The 21,724-nt window shown below is 59.9% G+C and carries 18 protein-coding genes; 7 read left to right on the top strand and 11 right to left on the bottom strand.

From position 1 onward, the window contains the following. Positions 1-233 precede the first annotated feature (233 nt). The 6 genes from IE111_RS12745 to IE111_RS12720 all read right to left on the bottom strand — a co-directional run bounded on the left by IE111_RS12745 (position 234) and on the right by IE111_RS12720 (position 8,511). Complete coding sequence (locus IE111_RS12745) at positions 234-1,349, bottom strand: S-(hydroxymethyl)glutathione dehydrogenase/class III alcohol dehydrogenase (RefSeq protein ID WP_189609781.1); 1,116 nt, start codon at positions 1,347-1,349, stop codon at positions 234-236. 277 nt (positions 1,350-1,626) lie between these two features. Further along, on the bottom strand, positions 1,627-2,142 hold the full coding sequence (locus IE111_RS12740; protein ID WP_189609251.1) for an REP-associated tyrosine transposase: 516 nt from the start codon (positions 2,140-2,142) through the stop codon (positions 1,627-1,629). A 599-nt stretch (positions 2,143-2,741) separates the two neighbouring features. Continuing rightward, positions 2,742-4,028, bottom strand: coding sequence for a cytochrome-c peroxidase (locus tag IE111_RS12735; RefSeq protein WP_189609248.1), 1,287 nt, complete (start codon positions 4,026-4,028; stop codon positions 2,742-2,744). A 148-nt stretch (positions 4,029-4,176) separates the two neighbouring features. Beyond that, a complete protein-coding gene (locus tag IE111_RS12730; protein ID WP_189609247.1) occupies positions 4,177-5,118 on the bottom strand; it encodes a FixH family protein in 942 nt (313 codons plus the stop codon). Positions 5,119-5,244: 126 nt separating this feature from the next. Continuing rightward, complete coding sequence (locus IE111_RS12725; RefSeq protein ID WP_229805346.1) at positions 5,245-7,380, bottom strand: choice-of-anchor B family protein; 2,136 nt, start codon at positions 7,378-7,380, stop codon at positions 5,245-5,247. A 351-nt stretch (positions 7,381-7,731) separates the two neighbouring features. Beyond that, positions 7,732-8,511 carry a substrate-binding periplasmic protein gene (locus tag IE111_RS12720; protein WP_189609245.1) on the bottom strand — a complete coding sequence of 260 codons (780 nt, stop codon included), beginning with the start codon at positions 8,509-8,511 and terminating at the stop codon, positions 7,732-7,734. A gap of 295 nt (positions 8,512-8,806) precedes the next feature. Here IE111_RS12720 and IE111_RS12715 point away from each other — a divergent pair, with 295 nt between their 5' ends. Then, positions 8,807-10,165, top strand: a complete 1,359-nt coding sequence (locus IE111_RS12715; RefSeq protein ID WP_189609243.1) for an MATE family efflux transporter — start codon at positions 8,807-8,809, stop codon at positions 10,163-10,165. A gap of 12 nt (positions 10,166-10,177) precedes the next feature. Here the strand turns inward: IE111_RS12715 and IE111_RS12710 are convergent, their stop codons facing one another. From IE111_RS12710 to IE111_RS12700, 3 genes are all read right to left on the bottom strand, one after another. Next, positions 10,178-10,765, bottom strand: coding sequence for a TetR/AcrR family transcriptional regulator (locus IE111_RS12710; RefSeq protein WP_189609241.1), 588 nt, complete (start codon positions 10,763-10,765; stop codon positions 10,178-10,180). A 127-nt stretch (positions 10,766-10,892) separates the two neighbouring features. Next, complete coding sequence (locus IE111_RS12705) at positions 10,893-11,330, bottom strand: ester cyclase (RefSeq protein WP_189609239.1); 438 nt, start codon at positions 11,328-11,330, stop codon at positions 10,893-10,895. 25 nt (positions 11,331-11,355) lie between these two features. Then, entirely contained in the window at positions 11,356-12,144 is a 789-nt protein-coding gene (locus IE111_RS12700; RefSeq protein WP_189609237.1) for an oxygen-binding di-iron domain-containing protein, read from the bottom strand. A 254-nt stretch (positions 12,145-12,398) separates the two neighbouring features. Between IE111_RS12700 and IE111_RS12695 the strand changes: the two genes are divergently transcribed. Continuing rightward, positions 12,399-13,508 (top strand): GGDEF domain-containing protein, encoded by a 1,110-nt coding sequence (locus IE111_RS12695; protein WP_189609235.1) that lies wholly within the window; start codon positions 12,399-12,401, stop codon positions 13,506-13,508. Between the two features lie 124 nt (positions 13,509-13,632). Then, positions 13,633-15,222 carry an ABC-F family ATPase gene (locus IE111_RS12690; RefSeq protein WP_189609227.1) on the top strand — a complete coding sequence of 530 codons (1,590 nt, stop codon included), beginning with the start codon at positions 13,633-13,635 and terminating at the stop codon, positions 15,220-15,222. Between the two features lies 1 nt (position 15,223). Here the strand turns inward: IE111_RS12690 and IE111_RS12685 are convergent, their stop codons facing one another. After that, entirely contained in the window at positions 15,224-16,213 is a 990-nt protein-coding gene (locus IE111_RS12685) for an LLM class flavin-dependent oxidoreductase (protein ID WP_189609225.1), read from the bottom strand. 121 nt (positions 16,214-16,334) lie between these two features. Continuing rightward, positions 16,335-17,423 carry a GGDEF domain-containing protein gene (locus tag IE111_RS12680; protein ID WP_189609223.1) on the bottom strand — a complete coding sequence of 363 codons (1,089 nt, stop codon included), beginning with the start codon at positions 17,421-17,423 and terminating at the stop codon, positions 16,335-16,337. A gap of 271 nt (positions 17,424-17,694) precedes the next feature. Between IE111_RS12680 and IE111_RS12675 the strand changes: the two genes are divergently transcribed. From IE111_RS12675 to IE111_RS12660, 4 genes are all read left to right on the top strand, one after another. Then, the gene (locus IE111_RS12675) at positions 17,695-18,549 is read left to right on the top strand and encodes a mechanosensitive ion channel family protein (protein ID WP_189609215.1); all 855 of its coding nucleotides are present in this window, start codon (positions 17,695-17,697) and stop codon (positions 18,547-18,549) included. 44 nt (positions 18,550-18,593) lie between these two features. Next, the gene (locus tag IE111_RS12670; RefSeq protein WP_189609213.1) at positions 18,594-19,445 is read left to right on the top strand and encodes a magnesium transporter MgtE N-terminal domain-containing protein; all 852 of its coding nucleotides are present in this window, start codon (positions 18,594-18,596) and stop codon (positions 19,443-19,445) included. Continuing rightward, a complete protein-coding gene (mgtE, locus tag IE111_RS12665; protein WP_189609211.1) occupies positions 19,442-20,785 on the top strand; it encodes a magnesium transporter in 1,344 nt (447 codons plus the stop codon). The genes IE111_RS12670 and mgtE overlap by 4 nt, the downstream gene beginning before the upstream one ends. Before the next feature lie 98 nt (positions 20,786-20,883). Continuing rightward, positions 20,884-21,714, top strand: coding sequence for a heparin lyase I family protein (locus tag IE111_RS12660; RefSeq protein WP_189609210.1), 831 nt, complete (start codon positions 20,884-20,886; stop codon positions 21,712-21,714). Positions 21,715-21,724 lie beyond the last annotated feature (10 nt).

The raw sequence follows: 21,724 nt of genomic DNA, 5'->3' as shown, positions 1-21,724 counted from the left end.
TGGAAAAAGTATTCAACGGATATCCCATAAGGGGATCACCGGTAGCCGGTGCTAACAATCGTAGGGTGGGCAATGCCCACCATGGAAGGATACGCTGGCTTTGCACAATCCACCCGCTGTCCATTGCTTCCTCCGGTTGCTTGTCAATACTGGTGGGCAGCCGACGTGTCGGACCATCCCACCCTACGGGAACAGTGCCACGGCAACCGAGATGAACCACGGTCACCTTAAATTCAACGGTCGAAATGAATCACACTGCGGATGCTTTCCCCTTCGTGCATCAGATCAAACGCCTTGTTGATGTCTTCGAGCCCCATGGTATGGGTAATGAAATCCTGCAGCGGGAACTTGCCGGCGAGGTAATCCTCGACGATGCCGGGCAACTCCGAACGGCCTTTGACACCCCCGAAAGCGGACCCGCGCCAGACCCGACCGGTCACCAACTGGAACGGGCGGGTGCTGATTTCCTGACCGGCCCCGGCGACACCGATGATCACCGATTCGCCCCAACCCTTGTGGCAGCACTCCAAAGCCGACCGCATGACATTGACGTTGCCAATGCATTCGAACGAATAGTCCACACCGCCGTCGGTCAGGTCGACAATCACTTCCTGGATCGGACGGTCATAGTCCTGTGGATTAATGCAATCGGTCGCGCCCAGCTTTTTTGCCAGGTCGAACTTTTTCTCATTGATGTCGATGGCGATGATGCGCTCGGCCTTCGCCATGGTCGCGCCGATGATGGCCGACAAACCGATGCCGCCGACACCGAAGATCGCCACGGTCGAACCGGGTTCCACTTTCGCCGTGTTCATCACCGCGCCCATGCCGGTGGTCACCCCGCAACCCAACAGACAGACTTCTTCCAGCGGCGCCGCCTTATTGACTTTCGCCAGGGCGATTTCCGGCAGGACCGTGTATTCGGAGAAGGTCGAGCACCCCATGTAGTGGTGAATCATCTCGCCGCCGATCGAGAAGCGGCTGGTGCTGTCCGGCATCAACCCCTGGCCCTGGGTGGCACGGATTCTCTGGCAGAGGTTGGTTTTGCCGGAGAGGCAGAACTTGCACTCGCCGCATTCGGGTGTGTACAGCGGAATGACATGGTCTCCGACGGCCAGGCCAGAGACGCCCTCGCCGACTTCCTCGACGATACCACCGCCCTCATGGCCCAGAATCGCGGGCCAGTTGCCTTCCGGGTCTTCACCGGACAGGGTAAAGGCGTCCGTATGGCAGACCCCGCTGGCGACGATACGCACCAGCACCTCACCCGCCTTCGGCGCGGCGACGTCCACTTCCTCGATGCTTAACGGCTTGCCGGGCCCCCAGGCCACGGCGGCTTTGGATTTGATCATGGCAGGCTCTCCATTGTGTGGTTGGATTTTCCCTGGACAGCTTGCCGCGAGGCACCAGGAGTCTCAATGTCGGTGACGTTGATGGGTCAGTATAGGCCGTTTGGGGTCGGGTTTGCATTTGGGGTTTGGGTTGGGTTGGGTTGGGTTGGGTTTGTAGGGCAGAAGAGCGTCAAGCGATATCTGCCGCTTCCGGATGTTGGCAATGGGCACAACGATCGCCCCGGTGATCTTTCGGCAGTTTTCGCTTAACGCTCTTCTGCACTACAAGGGTGAACTACTCCCCCACGGGGATCGACAGGCCGATTTCATATCCACCGGCCCAATCCGGGGCATAGACACCCGATTGAACATAGCGGTGAAAAGTGGAATACGGCCATTCGATAATCCGATTTACCCACCCATGTTTGACCGGGTTAATGTGAACGTAATCTACATGTGCTTTGAAATCTTCATCATCGCGAATCGTGTGCTCCCAATAACCACGTTGCCAGACTTTCTGTTTTGGATGAATTGTAGCGCTCAGCTTTAGTTGATAGGTGAACAGGGTTTTCAGTCGGCGTAAACGCAGATCATAATCCCCATCGTTCTTGGGCAAGGTCCAAATGCAGTGCATGTGTTCAGGAAGTACAACCCAGGAATCGATTTTGAATGGGTATTTCTCACGAGTCTGCTTTATGGCCGATCTGAGTGATTCGATGTTCTCTGTCAATAATCGGCTGGACCGGTCTTTGAGTGTGACCGTGAAGAAGTAGGTACCGCCTGCCAATCGACTTCTGCGGTAATTAGGCATGGGGTATTCCTTTACCAATAATCCTTGAACGTCTCACTGTATCAGGTATTAAAGAATGTGATGTTGAAGCCAATCACAAAGTTGGAGTTTGTACATTGGAGGTCGCTTGACGCCCGATGTGTCGGACCACTTCTGCCCTACAGGTTCGTGCAAATGCTGGCTTTTACTTGCGGTGGCTCACTTCGTAGGGCAGAAGAGGTGAAGCCGATATCTGCCTTGGGTCGGCCCGATTACTTGTCACGCTTTGTGCCAATGGTTGAAATGGCAGATGTCGCTTGACGCTCTTCTGCCCTACATATCCGCGCCGCCGCTGGTATTTGCTTGCAATGGCTCACTTCGTAGGGTTGAAGAGGTGAAGCCGATATCTGCCTTAGGTCGGCCCGATTACTTGTCACGCTTTGTGCCAATGGTTGAAATGGCAGATGTCGCTTGACGCTCTTCTGCCCTACATATCCGTGCCGCCGCTGGTTTTTGCTTGCAATGGCACACTTCGAAGGGCAGAAGAGGTGGAGCCGATATCTGCCTTGGGTCGGCCCGATTACTTGTCACGTTTTGTGCCAATGGTTGGAACGGCAGATGTCGCTTGACGCTCTTCTGCCCTACCTGGTTGGAGCTTGCCACCATTTATCCTGATCGGGGATGGGTGAGGTCAGAGTTGCCAGGAACGCCGCCAGTTGCTCCTGTTCTTCCACTGTCAGCTTCAACGGCAGGATGTCGAAGTGCGGTCGGCTGGGGTGTTGTTCCCGGTCGTAGAACGGGGGCGTGGGTGTGTTGTAGTGGGCGATGACGTCCATCAGGGTCGCTAACTGGCCGGCTTGCATGTAGGGGGCGGTCTCATTGACGTTGCGCAGGCTTGGGGTTTTGAATGCGCCGACCAATTCCGGGCCCTGTTGTTTTAAAAATCGCATTTCCTCGCATTGCTCCGGGTCGGCGTCGCTGTAGTCGGATAGGCAGGTGAAGGTGTTGTCCTGCAGTTCCGCCACGCCTTCAAAGCGCCCCAGGTCGACGTTTTTCCGATCCGCTTCGGGAGCACCGATGTTGTGGAATTCGAAGTTGGTGAACAGCGGGCCGTTGTGGCAGCTGGCGCAGTTGGCTTTGCCCATGAACAGGCGCATGCCGTTGACTTCGTCGTCGGTTAATAAATTCCGTAAACGGGATTCTTCTTTATCCTCCTGCAAGGCATTAACGAAGCGGTCGAATCGGGCTGGTTCCAGGTCGAGTTTGCGTTCGTAGGCCATGATGACTTTGCCGAGCTGAGCGAAGACGCGGTTCACGGCATCGCGATCGGCTTCGTCCAAGTCGGACCAAGCCTGTGCGGGCTCGCCCGGTTGTTTTGGGCTGGCCGATTCAGTCAGTGCGCGTACGCGTTCGGCTTCGTCGCTGGCACCGAACAAGGCTTCGTATTCGTCGCGGTATTCGGTCACGAAATAGCGCGCGGCCGAGGTCCGGTCCATGCCGTGTTCGTTCAGGTCTTCCAGCGGGCTGAGCGCCTGCGCCCACAAGCTATCGGTACGGCCGTCCCAGAATTGCCAGGGGCCGTGCAGCGCGCTCGGAATCGACGGTGCATTGCGGCGGGTGGTGCCGAGTGCTTGCGATTGCGGCAGGCCATCGGTGAAATAGCGTTCCGGTTGATGGCAGGTGGAACAGGCGACTTCGCCATTCGCGCTCAAGCCGGTGTCGAAAAACAATTGGTGACCGAGACGGGCGGCCTGGTCGTTGTCGGCCAGGCGATTGCTGGGGGCATCGGGCAGGTCCGGTAGGTTGTCCAGGGTGAACATGGACAGGAACTGGATGTCCGCCTCGGTGAAGGTGTAGGGGTTTTGTTCGGCTTGTGTGGTTGGCAGGGTGAATGCCAAGAGTAAAAAAAGTACAGCGGGTCGGATCATTTCCCTCTCCCTAACCCTCTCCCAGAGGGAGAGGGGATACAGTGCTAGCCCTCTCCCTTGGAAGAGGGGATTACAGTGCCAACCCTCTCCCGCAGAAGAGGGAATACGGTGACCGCTCTATCCCGTTACCCAGGGAGAGAGCACGGAATTACAGTACGACGTTGAAGACCAAAGCATCCTGAATGTCGCCCCGGGTGACGTCGATTTGCATCACCCACCAGCCGGTCATCTGGAATTTGATGCCTTCAATGAGGTATTCACCCGGGGCCACTTCGGTGGTCACGCGCGGTTGCGTCGGCAAGCCGTGTACGTGGCCGGGCATGTGACCGTCGATGACGATGTTCGCGCCGGTGAGCGGTTGGCCGTCGGCATCGGAAATCAATAGACGCCATTCATGAATCTCATTCAGCGGCACCATCGGGTGCGGCTTGGTGATCGGTTCGACGTGCGCGAAAAAATTCAGATTGCGCGATGCCTGGAAGGTGGATATATCCAGATCTTCGGGCGCCTGTTGGCCACTCATGCCGGGCATGCTCATGGTCATGCCGGCGTCCTGCCGGGTGTCGGGTCCGTCATCCATACGGTTCAGCATGGTCGGGTGAACGCTGCGCACCTGGGCGTTGTGCGCCATCACCTGGCCGCTTTCGGGCATCAACTGCATCGGCCCCCTCAGGTTGACTTTGTCGGACCAGGCCTGGCGGAAGCCGATTTCCATCAATCCCAGGGCTTCGGTTTTCAGTTCGCCGCTGTAACGACGCAAATGGGCGCCCTGGGTTTGCCAATGTTCACGCTGGGTGTTCAGGGCATTCACCATGTCGGTAAAGGCCGCTTCCTGTTCGGTGCCGGCCAATTCCCGCTGGGTCATCCGCAGCGTTTTTATCCGATTCAGCAGGTCGTTGGCATTGCGAAACACGGCGACGGATTCCAGCTCCAGTGCTTGCGCCTGGCTCAGAATGTGTCCGGCCTTGTGCATCAGAGCCTGGGCGTCCGTGTCGCTTGCGTGGTGGTGCGCCTCGCTTTCAGCCTGGGCAATAAATGTCCAGACACACATCAAGGCCCCCAACCAAATTCTCAGTGGGTTCAGGGACATGACCCTTCTCCTAAAAATTATCGATGGATACGTGGCCGCCGCAGCGGCCACGGTTTGACTCTCTCCCTGTTACCTCACGCCCGACCGGTTCTCCCCCAACCGGTACGGGGATGCATCACGGGCCTGTCAGAACTGCAGCACCCAACCGTTCAACGTGCCGATGTCGCGATTCGCACGATCGCGCACCCGCACCTGCCAGTCGCCGGCCGAGTCCGCGCTGCCGACATTCACCGTGTAGGTTTCCAGAATGTCGTTGGCGGAACCGCCGCTGCGGTTGTGCAGGTTGAACACCGAACCGTCCGGATGAATCAGATCGACGATCAGGTCCCCGATATAGGTGTGGGTGATGTCCACGGTCACGTCGACGGTGCCAGACTGGCCGGTGCGGCTGACCGACAGCGGGCTGTAGATGCCGGTGCTGTTGTTGTCCGGAATGTCATAGGACGTGGTGCTTTCGAAACGGTCCTGACCCGGATCGGGGTCGGTACCGTCGCTGCCGATGTTCACCGTGTAGTCTTCGACTTCGCCGTAGCTGAACGAGCCGCAGGCGGACGGCGTGCCGTTGTAGCGCATGACCACACGCATCCGGGTTTCACCTTCCGGTGTACCGCTCGGCACGGTCAGGTTGCCGGAGACCGCACTGCTTGAGGAACCGCCGGAGGTGAATACTTCCTCGCCGCTGTCGGCGAAGTCGCCGTCGCCATTCAGGTCGATCCAGATCTTCCAGTATTCCTGGTAGCTGCTGCTACCGAAATCGGGGGTCAGTGTGACGGCGGTGTCGCCCGTACCCAGATCGATCACCTGGCTGGTGAAGTCGCTGTAGGTGGCGGAGCCGGAGGCATTGCTGAAGCTGCCGACATCGACCTGGCCGATCCACTCGTAGCTGGCGTCATCGCCGGCGGCACTGCAGTAGGTCGGGTCCGGGTCTGGATCCGGGTCGGGATTGTTGATGGCGTCCCAGTCCGGCCGCACCGTGAACAGGCCGTTGCCGATGTCACTGGTGATGATGTTGCCGCTGGCGAAGTAGATGTAGTTACTCCAGGTACCGGAGAACTGCGCCGAGTTCGACCCTGGAATGGTGTCGAAGTAGGCCACTTCGCTCAGGTTGCCGTTGGCGATGTCGGCGGCATCCAGAATGCGCAGACCGGCCCGGTAGTTGGACTCGAACACATAACCGTTCTGGGTGTAGAGGTTGTGGTCGATGGCCTCGGTCGGACCGACGTAACGACCCACTTCAACCGGGTAGTCCAGGTCGCTGACATCGTAGATGTAGGACGTGGTGTTGTGCCCGTTGCGTTGCTCATCCAGTTCGTCGTTCATGATGAGCATTTCGTGGTTGTCGTCCAGGAACCAGCCCTGGTGCGTGTATTGCGAGCCCTGGTAGGGCGTGCGCGATATCTGCATCGGGTTGGTCTTGGTGGTGACGTCCACCAGCGTGATGGTGTCTTCATTGTAGCCGACACAGATCTCACGGCCGGTGTAGTCGCTGTCCGGGCCGTTATAGATCACGCATTGCGCATCGTGGGTATAGCCATCCCCGGAGAAACAGCCGGCATAGCTCGGGCTGGTCGGGCTGGAGATGTCGACCATGTAGAGACCGCCGCTGCACTGGTTGCTGCCGACGACATAGGCATAACCGGTGGCTTCGTTGATGGCGATATTGTGCGCATTGCCAAAGCCGCCCAGGTGCGCGGTCTCGCTCAGGGTACCGCCGGGTGTGACATTACGCAGGGTCGTTAAATCGAACACCTGCAGACCGTGCGTGCTGTTACCGCTGCCGTCGGCGACGATAAAGGCATGGTCGTTATAGGTTTTAACGTCGCGCCAGGAATCCGAGCCGTTGTTGTGCGATGGCAGGAAGCCCAGGAAGACCGGGTTCACCGGGTCGGTGACGTCCACAAACGATGTGCCGTTGGTCCGCGCCACGATGGCGATTTCATCGCCGGTCGATGGATCGGTCCAGCCCCAGATGTCCGTCAAATTGGAGGCGTTACCGCCCATATCTTCCTTGGGCAAAAACGACTGCAAATCTACGTTTTTACAGGGGTATCCAGCCGCATCCCCGTTGACACAGGGTGTGGCGGTATTGTTGGTCAGTGAGGACGACTCCATCAGCGACTGAGGCTGGGATAAGCCACCCCCGCCGTTGCTTTCGTCGAATTCGAAGCCATCGGGGAACATGGCACTGTGCCCCCAGGCCTGAGCGGACAGCCAGAGGGCGCTTGTGGCGACCATAGCTGCAATGGATGATGTTTTCATCATGGGTTAAGTATCCCTCTATTTCAGTTCGTTGTTATTGGTTTGACCCATGTCGACACTCCGACCGGCCACGGACTGCAGGGGAGGCTGTGGCGCTTTCCTTGTCGGGTGAGTACTGCGGGCGGTGGTAGCCGCCACACTCGGAACGCATGGGTGGTTCGCCGTTTTGGGCGAGTCAGTGCCTAAGCAAAGATTGAACCAGTGATCAAAAACGCCTGCATCATGGGGTTACCTCGAACGAAGTAACGAATCGATGGTCATTTTTGGTGCACCACCGGGCGCTTAGGTAACAGGGCAGTGTCACCGAAGGTAATGGGAACGCAAATGCGGGATCGCGAGATTGGGACGGGGTTCTCAATCCCGCCAGTCGGAGACGCCGTAATGGGCCAGGATCTCGTCCAGTTCACCATTGGCGCGCAAGCGGGCCATGCCTTCGCCGAGCAGACGGGCATAGCGTTCGGAGGAGGCCAGGGCTGGCGAGAAGGCAATGTAGACATCGCTGAACTGTGGATCGAGCTCGACGCGACCGGCCAGACGAAACAGATCGACTTCGTTGCGTTGCTTCACTTCATAACGGAACACATACTCGTCTTCCAGCAGAGCATCGATACGACCGCGTTGCAGCATGTTCAGGCCGTTCTGAAGGGGTGTGGGGCCGTACAACTGGGTTACGCGGCTGGCGTTCGCCGGGTCGGTCAGGTACTCCTCGACTTGCGGGCCATAGCTGTAGCCGGCCAGCGAAGCCAGGAAAATGTCCGTCAGCGATTCGATACCCTGAAAATGCCAGCCGGTCTCGCGCGCCACCCAAAACCCGTTGCGCATGCGGCCCTGTTCGATGGCCGGGAATACGAAACCGGGTGCTTCCACTTTCGAGGCGCCGATGGCGCCATTGTATTCCCCGGTCTCCGTCGCCTGCAGCGCCCGCACCCACGGCACGGTTTCGTAACGCACCTCGATGCCGACCTCGGCGAACACGCGCCGGGCGATCTCCACCATAAACCCGGGCGTATCGGATTCCGGCTCGCAATTGTAGGGACACCAGGGGTCCGCAACGATTGTGATGGTGTCGGCCCGCGCCGACACGACAAAACAGACCCACAGCACCGCCAGGATCGGTAGCCATCGGGATAGCATCAGAGCAGAGTCCTTCGTCCGACGTGAGCCCCACAGTATAGACCAGTCTGGCGCTGGAAATCCCGACCGGTTGTTCCACTGCGCGATTCAGCGTTGACCCGTCTACAGCTTCGTTGGGACTAGACGACAGCGAGATCGACCGCATCCGCCGCTGGTCGAACATGACCGAATAAGCCGGTTTCTGGCCGATATCGCTGCCCGCTTACAGCCCCCTCGCCTCTAGAATGGCGCGGTTTCCAACACCGCCCATAAGACCGCACCCCAAAGCGTTCGGTCCGTATTCGAGGTATTCGTCATGTCTCTTCAGCAGACCCAACCCCTACCCGGTCGGCGCGGTCGCGCCTGGCCGCGATTCGATCGTGGCGAAGCCAGCCACCTGGTGCGGCTGGCCACCCCCATCATGCTGGTCGCCTTGGTCAACATGGGCATGAGTGTGACCGACACGGTGATGTCGGCCGCCTTCGGCGCGGATGCTCTGGCGGCCGTCGCGGTGGGCAGCGACGCCTATTCCATCGTCTTCTATCTGGCCGCCGGTATTTTGGGGGGCCTGGCGCCGTTCTACGCCCAGGCGTCCGCCGATGGAGCCGACGGGCGGCTGCGCGTGCTGCGCACCCACGGCTGGGTGCTCTGGGCCCTGGTGTCGCTGGTGGCCGCCCCTCTGGTCTGGTTCGCTCCGGACTTGCTCGCCCGTGCCGGCCTGAACGCGGATTTGCTGGCCGACGGGCGCACCTACACCCGGGCCATGGCGTTGACGATGATTCCGATGCTGGCCATTGCCGTCTATCGCAACCGCCTGACCTCGGTCGAACAACCGGGTGTTCTGTTGAAGGTGACCCTGAGCGCCTTACCGCTGAACGCCCTGTTCAACTATATCCTGATGCACGGCGTCGGTGGCTGGGCCGGCTTTGGCGTCACCGGCGCCGGTTATTCGTCATTGCTGGTGGCGTGCTTCATCGCCGGGTGCCTGGCCGTGATCAGTCGCCGACACGACGGCGGCGGACTGGCCCGACAACTGACCATCGACCTGCTTTGGGAGATCATTCGGGTGGGCTTCCCCATCGGCATCGCGACACTGGCCGAGGTCGGCCTGTTCCTCGGCGCGACCCTGTACGCCGCCAGTTTCGGTCCCGACGCCGTGGCCGCCCATGCCGTCGCCATTCGTCTGGCGGGCGTGACCTTCGCGGTGTCTCTGGGTCTGCTGCAGGCCAGTCTGGTACGTATGGCGCGGCTGGGTGCGGACAGCCCGGCGGCGGATCGGAAAGAGTTGCTGATCACCACGCTGGGCGTCTCACTGATCGCCGGTGTGATCCTGTGTCTGGCGCTGGTGATCGGCGCCCCCTTCATTGCCGAAGGCATCTTTCCGAATCGTATCGACAGCCAGTTGCTGACGGTCTATCTGATCTTCCTGTTGGCTTTGATGGAGTTGCTCGAACCGATGGGCGCCGGCGCCTGCGGCCTGATGCGCGGCCGTAAGGACACCCGCATGCCCATGCTGTTTTCACTGCTCGGCAACTGGGGCATCAGTGCGCCGCTGGCCATTTTACTGGCGAGCGGAATGCAGATGGGTGTGCTGGGCATCTGGATCGGGTTGACCGCCGGACTGGTCGGTACCGTGGTGCTGATGTTGTTGTGGCTGCCTCGGCACGGTCGTTAACCCCGGGAGAACTCAAGGTCCCACCACGGCGCCGACCCAGCGAGTGGCCAGTTCGGCCATAGCCGGGTCGGTCAATCCGTCTTCCGACAGCGAATGCCAGGTTTGAAACCGCAGGCAATGGGTGAGGGTGTGTGACAGCGCTTCGGTGGATTGTGAACCGAAGGCATCGCGCAACCGGTCGCGCACGTCATTCAGGTAATCGTTGAACGCTTGCATCGGGCCTTGCAGCGCGGTCACTTCGTTAACATCCCGAACGGCGCCGACCCACATGTTTTGCGTGTCCCGGTAATACGCGTAAAAGTGCCGCAAGGCGATTTCCGTTTGGGCCAACGGGTCCGCTTCGTTCGACCACAGCTCCGATTGCGGCGGCGGGTTGAGTTCGAGCCAATGGGTGGTGCAGGAGCGGAACAGTTCGGCGTCGTCCGGGAAGTGACGATAGACCGTCAGCCGCTGAACCCCGGCGCGCTCGGCGATGGCGCTGATGGTCGTCCTGGCCGGCCCGACCTCTTCGTGCAACGCCATTGTGGCTTCGACAATGCGCATCCGGGTCTGTTCTTGTTGTTCGGCCCGTTGCTTTTTCTGGTACTTGCGTTTCGTCATGCGAAAACCGTCGGCGACTCGATTCTGAGTGGGCGCACCAGTATACCGGACCGCCTTGAACGGGACGAATCCCCGGGGCCGGATACAGCCCCGGGGATGCCGGCACGGAACGGAACCGTGCTGGCGATCACGCCGCCTCGGGTTCCGGCATCGCACCCAGCTGTTGCAACAGCGTCACGCTGTCGGGTTGAAGCCAGGTCTCGGCGATGCGATCGCCCTCCATGCGATAAATCACCATGCCGCTGAAATCGACGTTTTTACCCGTCGCCGGGATGCCCGCGAACGGCGCCCGGTGGGTGCCGACCACGCGCCAGCGCGCCGCGACATAGTGGTCGTTCGCGATCACCAGCGGTACCTGGGTGGTCATGCCCGGGAAGGCGGCGTTCAGGTTAACGAAGAACTGCTTGTACTCGTCCCGATTGGCCGGATCGCCACCCGGGAAACCGTGCAGCCGCACGTCTTCGGTCACCAGTTCGTCCACGACCTCGGGGCGATTGCCGTGACTCTCGATCAGAAAACGCTCAACGATCTGTTCGTTGCGTTCGGTCCGTTGGGTTTTGCTCATGTTCGAATGCTCCTGTTCGTTTGTATCAGGCCTGGGCCATCATCTGTTCCAGGGCGGCCTGGTCCGGCGCTTCGGCCGGGGTAACGTGACGTGCGGATTCGAGATAGCCGAGCAAGGTCTCGGTCATCCACTCGGCCGGCGGCAGGTGGCTGCCCAATACGCGGTCTACGCCCAGATGTTCGATCTCCCGCAGCGCGGCATCGAAACGCAGCGGGTCGATCTGCGCCAGCCAGGGGGCATCGATGTGCGCCCAGGCCACCAACCCTTCACGCAGTGCGTCCGGGTCGATGTCGCTCGCCGCCCGTGCCGGTTCCCGCAGCACCGCGCCGAGACAATCGGAGCTGTACTGCGTCCGGTCTTTCAGGTCGTACACGGCGCAGGTTTCCGGTGCATCGTAGGTCGGCGGCTGCACCGCCCGCAGTTGCCGATCACCGACGTTTAGGCTCTGACCGGGATTCAACAGATGCACCCTATCGACCTGATGCTGTAGCAGGCCGAGCTTGCCCATGCCCAGGAAGTTGGTGACAACACGCGCTTGGGGCGCCTGTTCGAGTACCGCCGCGAGATTGCCGAGATGGTCCGGATCGGTGTGGGTGATCCAGATCCAGCGCAGGGCTTGCGGATCGATGACCTCGGCCAGGTGCGACAGAAAGTCCTCGCGCATGGCCGCCAGCCCGGTGTCGATCAGCACCGGTTCGTCCGCCCGGATGACATAGGCATTCACCGGCAGTACCCCCATTCCCGGAACCGGGATATAGCCGCCGATCAGATAGGTATTCGGACCGACTTTTCGATGTTCGATTGCAGTGTTCATGGAACCAGTCTCTTGTGGGTTTCAGTGTTTGTGTTCGGATTACTTTAGGTGATCATCGATGTTCACTGAAAATAGTTTAGCCAGAGACTTCTCGGCGTGTCAACATTTAATAAAACAGACGTGTTTAACGAATTAATCGAACAGCGCTCCATACCGAAAACCAACCCAGACGGATGCAACAATCGGCTATAGTGAAGACAGGCAGACCGACTCTTGCCGACGCAATCGCCGCCGTATGCGCCCTGGGAGTACCCGTGCCAACCGATGATCGACGCCATCGCGCGCACCTTCGCCGAGCCATCACCCTCCTGCTCGGGCCGGATTCCGACCCGCTCAGTCAGGCACAACTGCTGTTCGCCCTGACCGCGACAGCGTTCTTGTTCATCGCCCTGGTGTTCAACGTGATCGCCGGCACCGCGGATCCGCGCCTCGACTGGATCTACGCCGGTCTGATGCCGGTTCATGCCTGGCTCTGGTACCAGGGGCGCTGGCATGGCCGTCTGCGACTGACCACGAACGGGGTACTGATTGTTCTCAGCTTCATCGCCCTGCCCACCAACTGGGTGTTCAACGCCGGCTCACATGGACCTACCCTGCTGGTCTCGACCATTGCACTGGCCTACAGCGTCGGCGTGCACCAGCGCAACGATCCGGTGCTGCGCCTCGCCCAGGGCGGGCTGGTGCTGATGCCGGCCGTCATGCTGGCGATCGAACATCGATTTCCGGAATGGATCTTTCAATACCGACACCCGTCGGACCGCTTCGGCGATCTGATCATCAGCTATGTGCTCAGTTCGATCTCGCTCGGTGTATTGATCCTGGGTCATTCGCGGCGCTTTCGGCAGGAACTGCAACGGGCCGACGAACTGGCCGAGCAATTGCGGGAACTGGCCCGGCGCGACAGCCTGACCCAGTTGCTCAACCACCACAGTATTCTGGAGGTGGTCGAACAGCGTCTGTCGGAGCGCCTGCCGGTCACGCTGTATCTCGCGGATATCGACCATTTCAAACGCATCAATGATGAATACGGTCACCAAACCGGCGATGCCATTCTCAAGGCCCTGTCGGATCTGATGCTGGATATTTGTGCGACCATGAACGCCGATGCCGGGCGTCTAGGCGGCGAGGAGTTTCTGCTGATGGTGCCCGGCGGCGTCGATCAAGCCCTGGTGCTGGACCAACAACTGCGCAGCGCACTGGACCGGCGCACCGACCTGGTGTGCCCGGTGACCTTCAGCGCCGGCCTGGCCGAATGGCAACCGGACCAGTCGCTGGACCGCCTCATCCACCGCGCGGACACGGCGCTCTATGCCGCCAAGGACGCCGGCCGGAACCGGACCCGGGTGGCGCCCGGCAGCCCCTGACCGAGCCGTTCAGTGTTAAACGGAAGACCGGCGTCCCGCTCTGTTTTTCGTGTCTAAAAACTGTACAATGCCTGCCTTTTCGAATCGGCCCCTGCGCCGACCCCACTACAGATGAGTCCCTCCTTTGATTTCAACGGCCAACATCACCATGCAGTTCGGGGCGAAGCCCCTGTTTGAAGACGTCTCCGTCAAATTCGGCCGTGGCAACCGCTACGGTCTGATCGGCGCCAACGGCTGTGGCAAGTCCACGTTCATGAAAATCCTGGGCGGTGACCTCGAGCCGACCAATGGCCAGGTCATGCTCGAACCCGGAACGCTGCTGGGTAAGCTGCACCAGGACCAGTTCGCCTTCGAAGACTCGACGGTCATCGACACCGTCATTATGGGCAACAGCGAACTGGCACGGGTCAAGGCCGAACGGGACCGCATCTATTCCCTGCCGGAAATGAGCGAGGAAGACGGCATGGCCGTCGCCGAACTGGAAGTGGCCTTCGCCGAGATGGACGGCTACACGGCCGACGCCCGGGCCGGCGAACTGCTGCTTGGCCTGGATATTCCGCTGGAACAGCACAACGGCCCGATGAGCGCGCTGGCCCCTGGCTGGAAGCTGCGCGTCCTGCTCGCCCAGGCGTTGTTCTCCGACCCGGATGTCCTGTTGCTCGACGAACCGACCAACCACCTGGACATCAATACCATCCGCTGGCTGGAAGGCATTTTGGTCGCCCGCAACAGCACCATGATCATCATTTCGCACGACCGTCACTTCCTGAACAGCGTCTGCACCCACATGGCGGATCTGGATTACGGCGAACTGCGGCTATTCCCCGGCAATTACGATGAATACATGACCGCCGCCACCCAGGCGCGCGAACGCCTGCTCAACGAGAACGCCAAGAAAAAAGCGCAGATCGCCGAACTGCAGCAGTTCGTCAGCCGCTTCTCGGCCAACGCCTCCAAGGCCAAGCAGGCCACCTCCCGCGCTCGCCAGATCGACAAGATTCAGCTCGAGGAAGTGAAGCCGTCCAGCCGGGTCAGCCCCTATATCCGCTTCGAGCAGAAGAAAAAGCTGCACCGCCAGGCGGTGACGCTGACCGATCTCACCTTTGGCTACAACGACGACGCGCCACTGTTCGATCGGTTGAGTCTCAAGGTGGAGGCGGGGGAACGCATCGCCATCATCGGACCCAACGGCATCGGCAAAACCACGCTGCTGAACTGCATGGCCGAAAAACTGACGCCGCAAGCGGGCGAGGTGAAGTGGACGGACAGCGCCGAGGTCGGCTACTTCGCCCAGGATCACACCGACGACTTCGCCGACGACGCGACCCTGATCGACTGGATGTCGCAATGGACGAAGGAAGGCGAACAAATGGTGCGCGGCGCCCTGGGTCGGATGTTGTTTTCCGGCGACGAGATCGAAAAATCGGTCAAGGTGGTTTCCGGTGGCGAACAGGGTCGTCTGTTGTTCGGCAAACTGACGCTGATCAAACCCAACGTCATGCTGATGGACGAACCGACCAACCACCTGGATATGGAATCCATCGAGGCGCTGAACCTCGCGCTGGAAAACTACCCCGGCACCCTGATCTTCGTCAGCCACGACCGCGAGTTCGTGTCGTCGCTGGCGACCCGGATCATCGACATGAGCCCGAACGGCATCGTCGATTTCAGCGGGAACTATGAGGATTATTTACGCAGTCAGGGGTTCGTGTAAGTTACACCAACCGAGCCATCGCCCCGGCGCCGATTTCCAGCGCCCGATAGCGGGCCGGTTGGTCGAACAGCTGGCAAGTGAAGATGATCTCATCGACACCGGTTCGCTCCACGAAAGCGGCCAGCCAGAGCTCGACCTGCTCGGGCGTGCCGGTCGCGGATTCGACCAGCGTCTGCTCCAGTTGCGCCCGTTCCAAGGGACCACAGACCTGGTCGGGCTCCACCGGTGGTTTCAAAGGCCCGGGCGTCCCCCGACGCAACGCCAGAAATTGCTGTTCCACCGAGGTGCGCAGCCGACGCGCTTCGGCTTCGGTATCAGCCGCGAACAGGTTCACCGCCGCCATGCTGTAAGGGCGTTCCAGATAGACTGAAGGTTGGAACTCCTGACGGTACAGGGTCAGCGCGCGACCCAGGTAGTCGGGCGCGAAATGCGAGGCAAAGGCAAAGGGCAGCCCCATGTGCGCCGCCAGGCGCGCACTGAACAGACTCGACCCCAGCAGCCAGACCGGTACCCGCAGGCCGGCGCCCGGTACGGCCTGAACCCGCTGCCCGGGTTGGACCGGCTCGAAATACTCCAGCAATTCAAACACATCGTCCGGGAACCGATCGGCCGCCGTCATCGGGTCGCGTCGCAATGCCTGCACGGTCGCCCCGTCCGTCCCCGGGGCGCGTCCCAGCCCCAAATCAATCCGGTCGGGGTACACAGAGGCCAGGGTCCCGAACTGTTCCGCCACGGTCAGCGGCGCATGGTTCGGCAACATCACACCGCCCGCACCGATGCGAATCCGCTCCGTGCCTTCCGCCACAAAACCCAGCGCCACCGCTGTCGCCGCACTGGCGATGCCGGGCATGTTGTGATGTTCCGCCATCCAGAAGCGCGTGAAGCCCAGCTGTTCGGCTTTTTGGGCGAGTGCGCGGGCGTTGAGCAGGGCCTCGCGTGGGGTGCTGCCTTCGTTGACGGGGGCGAGGTCGAGTAAAGAATAACGGGTCATAACAGGAATCGGGTCTGCGATTGAGGTTCAGCTTCTGGATGGGGGAGATTCAGGCTGAATCAAGCCGGCCGATCGTCACGGTGTTTAAGCCGCTACCGATATGCCCGATGCATTGGATTCCCTACAGATCAACATAACGGGTCTGGTTGCGGCCGTTCGCTTTCACCTGGTAAAGCTGATGATCAGCCGCGGTCAGCAGAGACTTAACCGTTGCACGATCGCTCTTCCCTTGGCTCACAAAACACGCCACCCCGACCGATATCGTTAATGTACCCAGAGGGGACGCTTCATGGACCAGACCCAGGGCGGAGACGGTTTCGTGCAAGTCAGACACCCAGGCCGGAGGCCGGTCCGTGAAGAAAGACAGCACCACAAATTCCTCGCCGCCGAAGCGCACCACCAGGTCGGCGGGTGTCTGATCCAGCGATTTGGCTATACGAACCAAGGCCCGATCGCCTTCCAGGTGGCCATAGTGATCGTTGAATTGCTTGAAGAAGTCGATATCCACCATGGCCAGCGCGACGCCTTCTCCGGGCTCCAGCGTAGTCAAGCGCTCGGACAACCGGGCTTCGAACGAATAGCGGTTTAACGTTCCGGTGAGATGGTCGGTTTCGGCTTTTTCCCGCTCAAGCGATTCCGCCAGATACTGAATGCGCATGAGCCGGTCCATCTGCCATTGGTAGACAGACAGGACGCTGACCGTGACCGCGTAATAAAACAGAGTCCAACCGGTTTCAATTCCCGGTTGCTGCGTAATGACCCCGACAAAGACCGCCAATAGCAACCAAATCATCAGTTTGTGCCCCAGATGCAGCACCGGCAGAATACCGCACAGCATGGCCACCACCATCGGACCACCCTCGGTCAATGCTCCGTAACGACGGGCTGAGGCTAGAAACATCAGGCCAGCCAGTGTGATGACGATTAGGGTTGTCGCGTATAGGCTCATCATCCAGGTCGGATCGCCCAGGCGTGTCCCGATCAGTAAAAAGCCAACCATGACGGCAATCATCGACACGCGATATATATTACTGGTGGACTGCCAGTCATCACCCGTCCACATGGCATAGAGAATAAAGCTCAACCCAACCACGGTTGCCAATGCAATGGACCAGTTCGTGGGTGTCCGCATTCGTCGAATGAAGGAGTCTCGAAACGCTTGCTCTGTCGTATCGGGCCGCCAGGTCAGCCAGGGAAACCAATCCGTCATGGTATGATTCGCTTACACTGTTGGTTCATAGTATCAACCTCCGAGGGCGAGGCAACTCGGCGGTGTCCGCCATCCCTGCTGTGCCGAGAGGCAGCCCATATCCCGGCATGGGCTTGCCTTCGATCCGGCCTCATTACCGGTTTTTAGCACAATCAGGTTGTAGAGTCGGCCGCCATGGACTTAACTACCCGGCGTGGGTGTCATTTCGCATCACCAAGGAAATCACCGCAACGGAAAGGGTATGCCACAGGGGCACAGTGAGGTGATCCAAATGGCGAATTCAACACCCCGGTTGGACTGGAACGAAACGCTGTACGAATCGCTCCAGCACGCCCTGGCACTCGCACTGGGTTATCTACCCCAATTGATCGCGGCACTCCTGCTTCTGATCTTTGGTTGGTTGATCGCACGGCTGGTCCGACTGATCGCACGCCGGTTTGTCCATGCGATTGACGCCTTTCTGCCTCGTTTTCTCGCCCGATACGAGATTGCGACGCCACGGTTTCGGTTGCTGGGGCTTTGGGCGGTCAATACGATCTACTGGGTTATCATTCTGTTCTTTGTGGCCATCGCGGCCAGCATTCTGGAGTGGCGACTTTTCAGCGAGTTCTCCACGGTCATGCTGTCCTACCTGCCACGACTCTTTACCGGCTTGCTGCTGATCTTCGCCGGTCTGGCGCTCAGCGTCCTGGTTCGCTCATTGGTCGAGGCCGCCACGACCACCCGAAACGCCACCGAAGCCTCGGTCTTACCCCGGGTCGCACAAAGCGCGACGGTCGTTATGGCCGTGGTCATCGGTGTCGAGCAATTCGGAATCAACGTCGCTTTTTTCACGACCGTTCTGATTGTCATCATCGGCGTTCTGTTGTTCGGCGCCGCATTGGCTTTCGGACTGGGTGCCCGTCAGTACATGGCCAATGTGATCGGCGCGATCGATGCCCGCAACCATTATCGTGTCGGGCAGACACTGACGCTGGCCGGCGTTAAAGGAACCCTGCTGGACATTTCCCGCACGGCGTTTGTCGTCGATACGGACACGGGCCGGGCGATTGTGCCGGCCCATGTCTTCCACAAACACATCAGCCAGTTCGAGCCCGACACTCCCGAGCCGGACGAACAACCCTAGTACCCCGACAACAAGTTGGCGTCCTCATACGGGGGAAGGACCGGATGAAACACAGTGAACTGAACTTGATCAACACCTACGTCCGCACCCATCCCGATGCCGCAGCGCGGGAACTGGAGCGACACCCTGTTGATCTCGCCACCGACCTCCTTCAAAACCTGCCGTTGAGACAGGCCCAACGACTGTTTGAACATCTTGTGCCGGCCTTGGCCGCTCGGCTGCTGCAGGCGATTCCTGACGAGTTGTCTCTGACTGTGTTGTCGTCTATCGATGCCCGCAAGGCCGTTGCCATTCTAAGGTGCCTGTCGAATTCGGTACGGATCGGGATGCTCAAAAACCTGCCCGAACGACGTACGGTTTTGTATCGATTTCTGCTGTCCTACCCGGAAGACACCGTTGGCGCCTGGATGATCGCCGACACGCTGATGATGCCGGCGTCCATCAATGCCGCCGATGCGCTGGCTCGGCTGACGCGTGCCGATTCCGAATTGGACAGCGATGCCCTTCCTGTCGTGAACGATGCGGGCCAACCCATCGGGCTGGTGAGTGCGAGACGTCTACTCACAGCTCCAGCGGACGTCGGCCTTGGTCAACTGGCAATTTCCCCTTGCCCGACCCTGCCAGGCCGAATGAAACTTTCCGCCGCACTGACACATCCACTCTGGACCGTTCACAGCACTCTGGTCGTGTTGGATCGATATCGGGTAGCGGTCGGAGTGCTGCGACACCATGATCTCAGATGCGCATTGGCACAGACGGAACGAGCGCCAGCCTCCTCACCATCGGCATCCACTGACACCCTGAGCACTGTGGGGCCGCTTTACGCCGAGTGTTTGGTCGCGTTGCTGACTCTGGTGGCTTCGGCACCATCCGCCCCCGCCGAGCCACGTTTATGACCAACACCCCGTTGCATTCCTCGAAAGAACCGTCAGCACCGGCCACCGTCCTGACGCAATCCTATTTGCGTGACTATCCGCGTGAGGCCGCCCGAGCGCTGGAGTCGATGCCGCCGGATGAAGCCTATGCTTTGCTGGCTACGCAAAGCCCCCCGATCGGCAACCGAGTCTGGATCGAACTGACGCCTTCCATGGCGTCACACTTGCTTTCACGGGCTACCGATGAAGTGGCCGTACCATGGCTTAGAGCCCTGGATACAGGACTTTGCGCCGCTCTGCTGAAGCGCTTTGACCCGGAACAGCGAAGCCGGCTTTTAGCCTTGTTGACCCCCGACCTGAGTGCTGAATTGAGTGACCTCATGGCCTACCCCTCCGACTCCGCGGGTGCAATGATGGAGACTCGGGTTATCACGCTCAACAGTGACAGCACAGTCGAGACCGCGCTGGCGCAGTTGAAACATTTTCCGGCCACCTCGCGACGCCGTCTGTACGTCGTCGACTCCGGCCAGCGCCTGGAAGGTCAAGTGGGCCTGGAAGCCCTGGTCGTGGCCGCACCGGAACAGACTATGCGTGACATCGGCACCGACACACCAGTGTTTGTATCGCCATTGGACACCAAAGACGAAGTGGCCGACCTGTTGGAAAAACACCGCTTGGATGCGATACCGGTGGTCGATATTCACCAGCGTCTACTGGGCGTGATTCGTGGTCCCAATGCCATCGACACACTGCGTGAGGACATATCCGCCGACATTCAGACCATGGTCGGAGTCAGTCGGGACGAGCAGGCGTTGTCGAGCAGCCTGTTCGCGGTTCGCAAACGCCAACCCTGGTTACAGATCAACCTGTTGACTGGCTTCCTGGCCGCGGCCGTGGTCGGCCTGTTTGAAAGCACGATCGCGCAAGTCACCGCTTTGGCGGTATTGATGCCGGTGGCGGCGGGCCAATCGGGAAACACCGGCGCGCAGGCACTCGCCGTCACCATGAGAGGGTTGACGTTGAGAGAGATCACCTTACGGCATTGGACGCGCGTCATGCTCAAAGAAGCGGCCGCGGGCTGCCTGAATGGCCTGGCCGTTGCCATTACCGCAGCACTGGGGGTGTATGTCTGGAGCCGAAACCTGATCCTGGCTTTGGTCCTGGCCCTGTCGTTAATTATTTCCATGACCATCGCCGGAATGGCCGGGGCACTGGTCCCCATTGTCCTCAAACGGCTCGGCCAGGATCCCGCACAGTCATCCTCGATCATACTGACCACCATTACGGACATTGCCGGGTTCCTGTCCTTTTTGGGGATCGCCACCCTGATGCTGGTTGTATTCAGCGATGCCATGACCTGACTATGCCTCTAAAACCGGGGCTTCCGCACAGTCTGTTGCAACGCAGTGTGATAATTTATCGCATCCGGACTGATACAAGGACGACAGTGAGACTCCGTATGACACGATGCAAGGCATTCAAGCTCCTCTTCGCACCGGCCACGATGTTACTGATGGCACTGCCCGCCTGGCCCGCTCCCTTCTTTTCCGACGGGTTCGAATCCGGTACGCTCGACCACACCGAACCGGGCGTCCAGTACGGCTCCAGTATCTATACCTCGGTTACCAACGAGCGCGCCCGCACCGGGCAGTTTGCCCTCCGCTTCACGTTCAAGGGTGGCGCCACCGGCGAGGACGCCTGGTCGGAACAACGCCTGTCGTTCCCCGACCGCACTGAACTCTGGATCGCCTACGACCTGTACGTGCCGTTGAACTACGCCCACCGAACCGAGTCCGGAGCAAGCAACAACAAATTCCTCGCCATCTATCGCGCGCCCTACACCGACCCCGGATTTCACCTGAACTGGTCGGTGAACCCCGATGGAGACGGCGGCTCCAACCTGTTCCTGCACCGGTACCGGAACGGGACCGAGCAAGCCGCCCGCCCCCCGGCCGACGACTTGGGCGTGGGTGTGCTGACCGCCGACGACCGCGGACAATGGGTGCGTATCGAAGCCTTCATCCGCGTACCGTCGTCTGCAGACAGCAACGACGGTGTAATGCGCATGTGGAAAAACGGCACTTTGGTGACCGATGAAACGGCCCTGAACAACTACGGCGGGGACGACGAGAATTACTTCAATGAACTGTACCTGTTGGGCTGGTCCAACTCAGGATTCGATGAGGACACAGTTCTGTACATCGATAACCTGAGCCTCAGTGAGCAATCATTGGCTGCACCCAAACCGCCGCGCAATCCGACCATTCGCATTGAGGTGGATTCGGAGTGATGGAATGACA

Origin of the sequence: Saccharospirillum salsuginis (genome assembly GCF_014651855.1) — a bacterium.
Lineage (GTDB): Bacteria > Pseudomonadota > Gammaproteobacteria > Pseudomonadales > Natronospirillaceae > Saccharospirillum > Saccharospirillum salsuginis.
This window is presented reverse-complemented; position numbering and strand designations above follow the sequence as displayed.

Coding starts and splice junctions, on each gene's coding strand:
- IE111_RS12740 (WP_189609251.1), bottom strand. CDS start 2,142: ATGCCTAATTACCGCAGAAGTCGATTGGCAGGCGGTACCTACTTCTTC.
- IE111_RS12735 (WP_189609248.1), bottom strand. CDS start 4,028: ATGATCCGACCCGCTGTACTTTTTTTACTCTTGGCATTCACCCTGCCA.
- IE111_RS12730 (WP_189609247.1), bottom strand. CDS start 5,118: ATGTCCCTGAACCCACTGAGAATTTGGTTGGGGGCCTTGATGTGTGTC.
- IE111_RS12725 (WP_229805346.1), bottom strand. CDS start 7,380: ATGATGAAAACATCATCCATTGCAGCTATGGTCGCCACAAGCGCCCTC.
- IE111_RS12720 (WP_189609245.1), bottom strand. CDS start 8,511: ATGCTATCCCGATGGCTACCGATCCTGGCGGTGCTGTGGGTCTGTTTT.
- IE111_RS12715 (WP_189609243.1), top strand. CDS start 8,807: ATGTCTCTTCAGCAGACCCAACCCCTACCCGGTCGGCGCGGTCGCGCC.
- IE111_RS12710 (WP_189609241.1), bottom strand. CDS start 10,765: ATGACGAAACGCAAGTACCAGAAAAAGCAACGGGCCGAACAACAAGAA.
- IE111_RS12705 (WP_189609239.1), bottom strand. CDS start 11,330: ATGAGCAAAACCCAACGGACCGAACGCAACGAACAGATCGTTGAGCGT.
- IE111_RS12700 (WP_189609237.1), bottom strand. CDS start 12,144: ATGAACACTGCAATCGAACATCGAAAAGTCGGTCCGAATACCTATCTG.
- IE111_RS12685 (WP_189609225.1), bottom strand. CDS start 16,213: ATGACCCGTTATTCTTTACTCGACCTCGCCCCCGTCAACGAAGGCAGC.
- IE111_RS12680 (WP_189609223.1), bottom strand. CDS start 17,423: ATGACGGATTGGTTTCCCTGGCTGACCTGGCGGCCCGATACGACAGAG.
- IE111_RS12675 (WP_189609215.1), top strand. CDS start 17,695: ATGGCGAATTCAACACCCCGGTTGGACTGGAACGAAACGCTGTACGAA.
- IE111_RS12670 (WP_189609213.1), top strand. CDS start 18,594: ATGAAACACAGTGAACTGAACTTGATCAACACCTACGTCCGCACCCAT.
- mgtE (WP_189609211.1), top strand. CDS start 19,442: ATGACCAACACCCCGTTGCATTCCTCGAAAGAACCGTCAGCACCGGCC.
- IE111_RS12660 (WP_189609210.1), top strand. CDS start 20,884: ATGACACGATGCAAGGCATTCAAGCTCCTCTTCGCACCGGCCACGATG.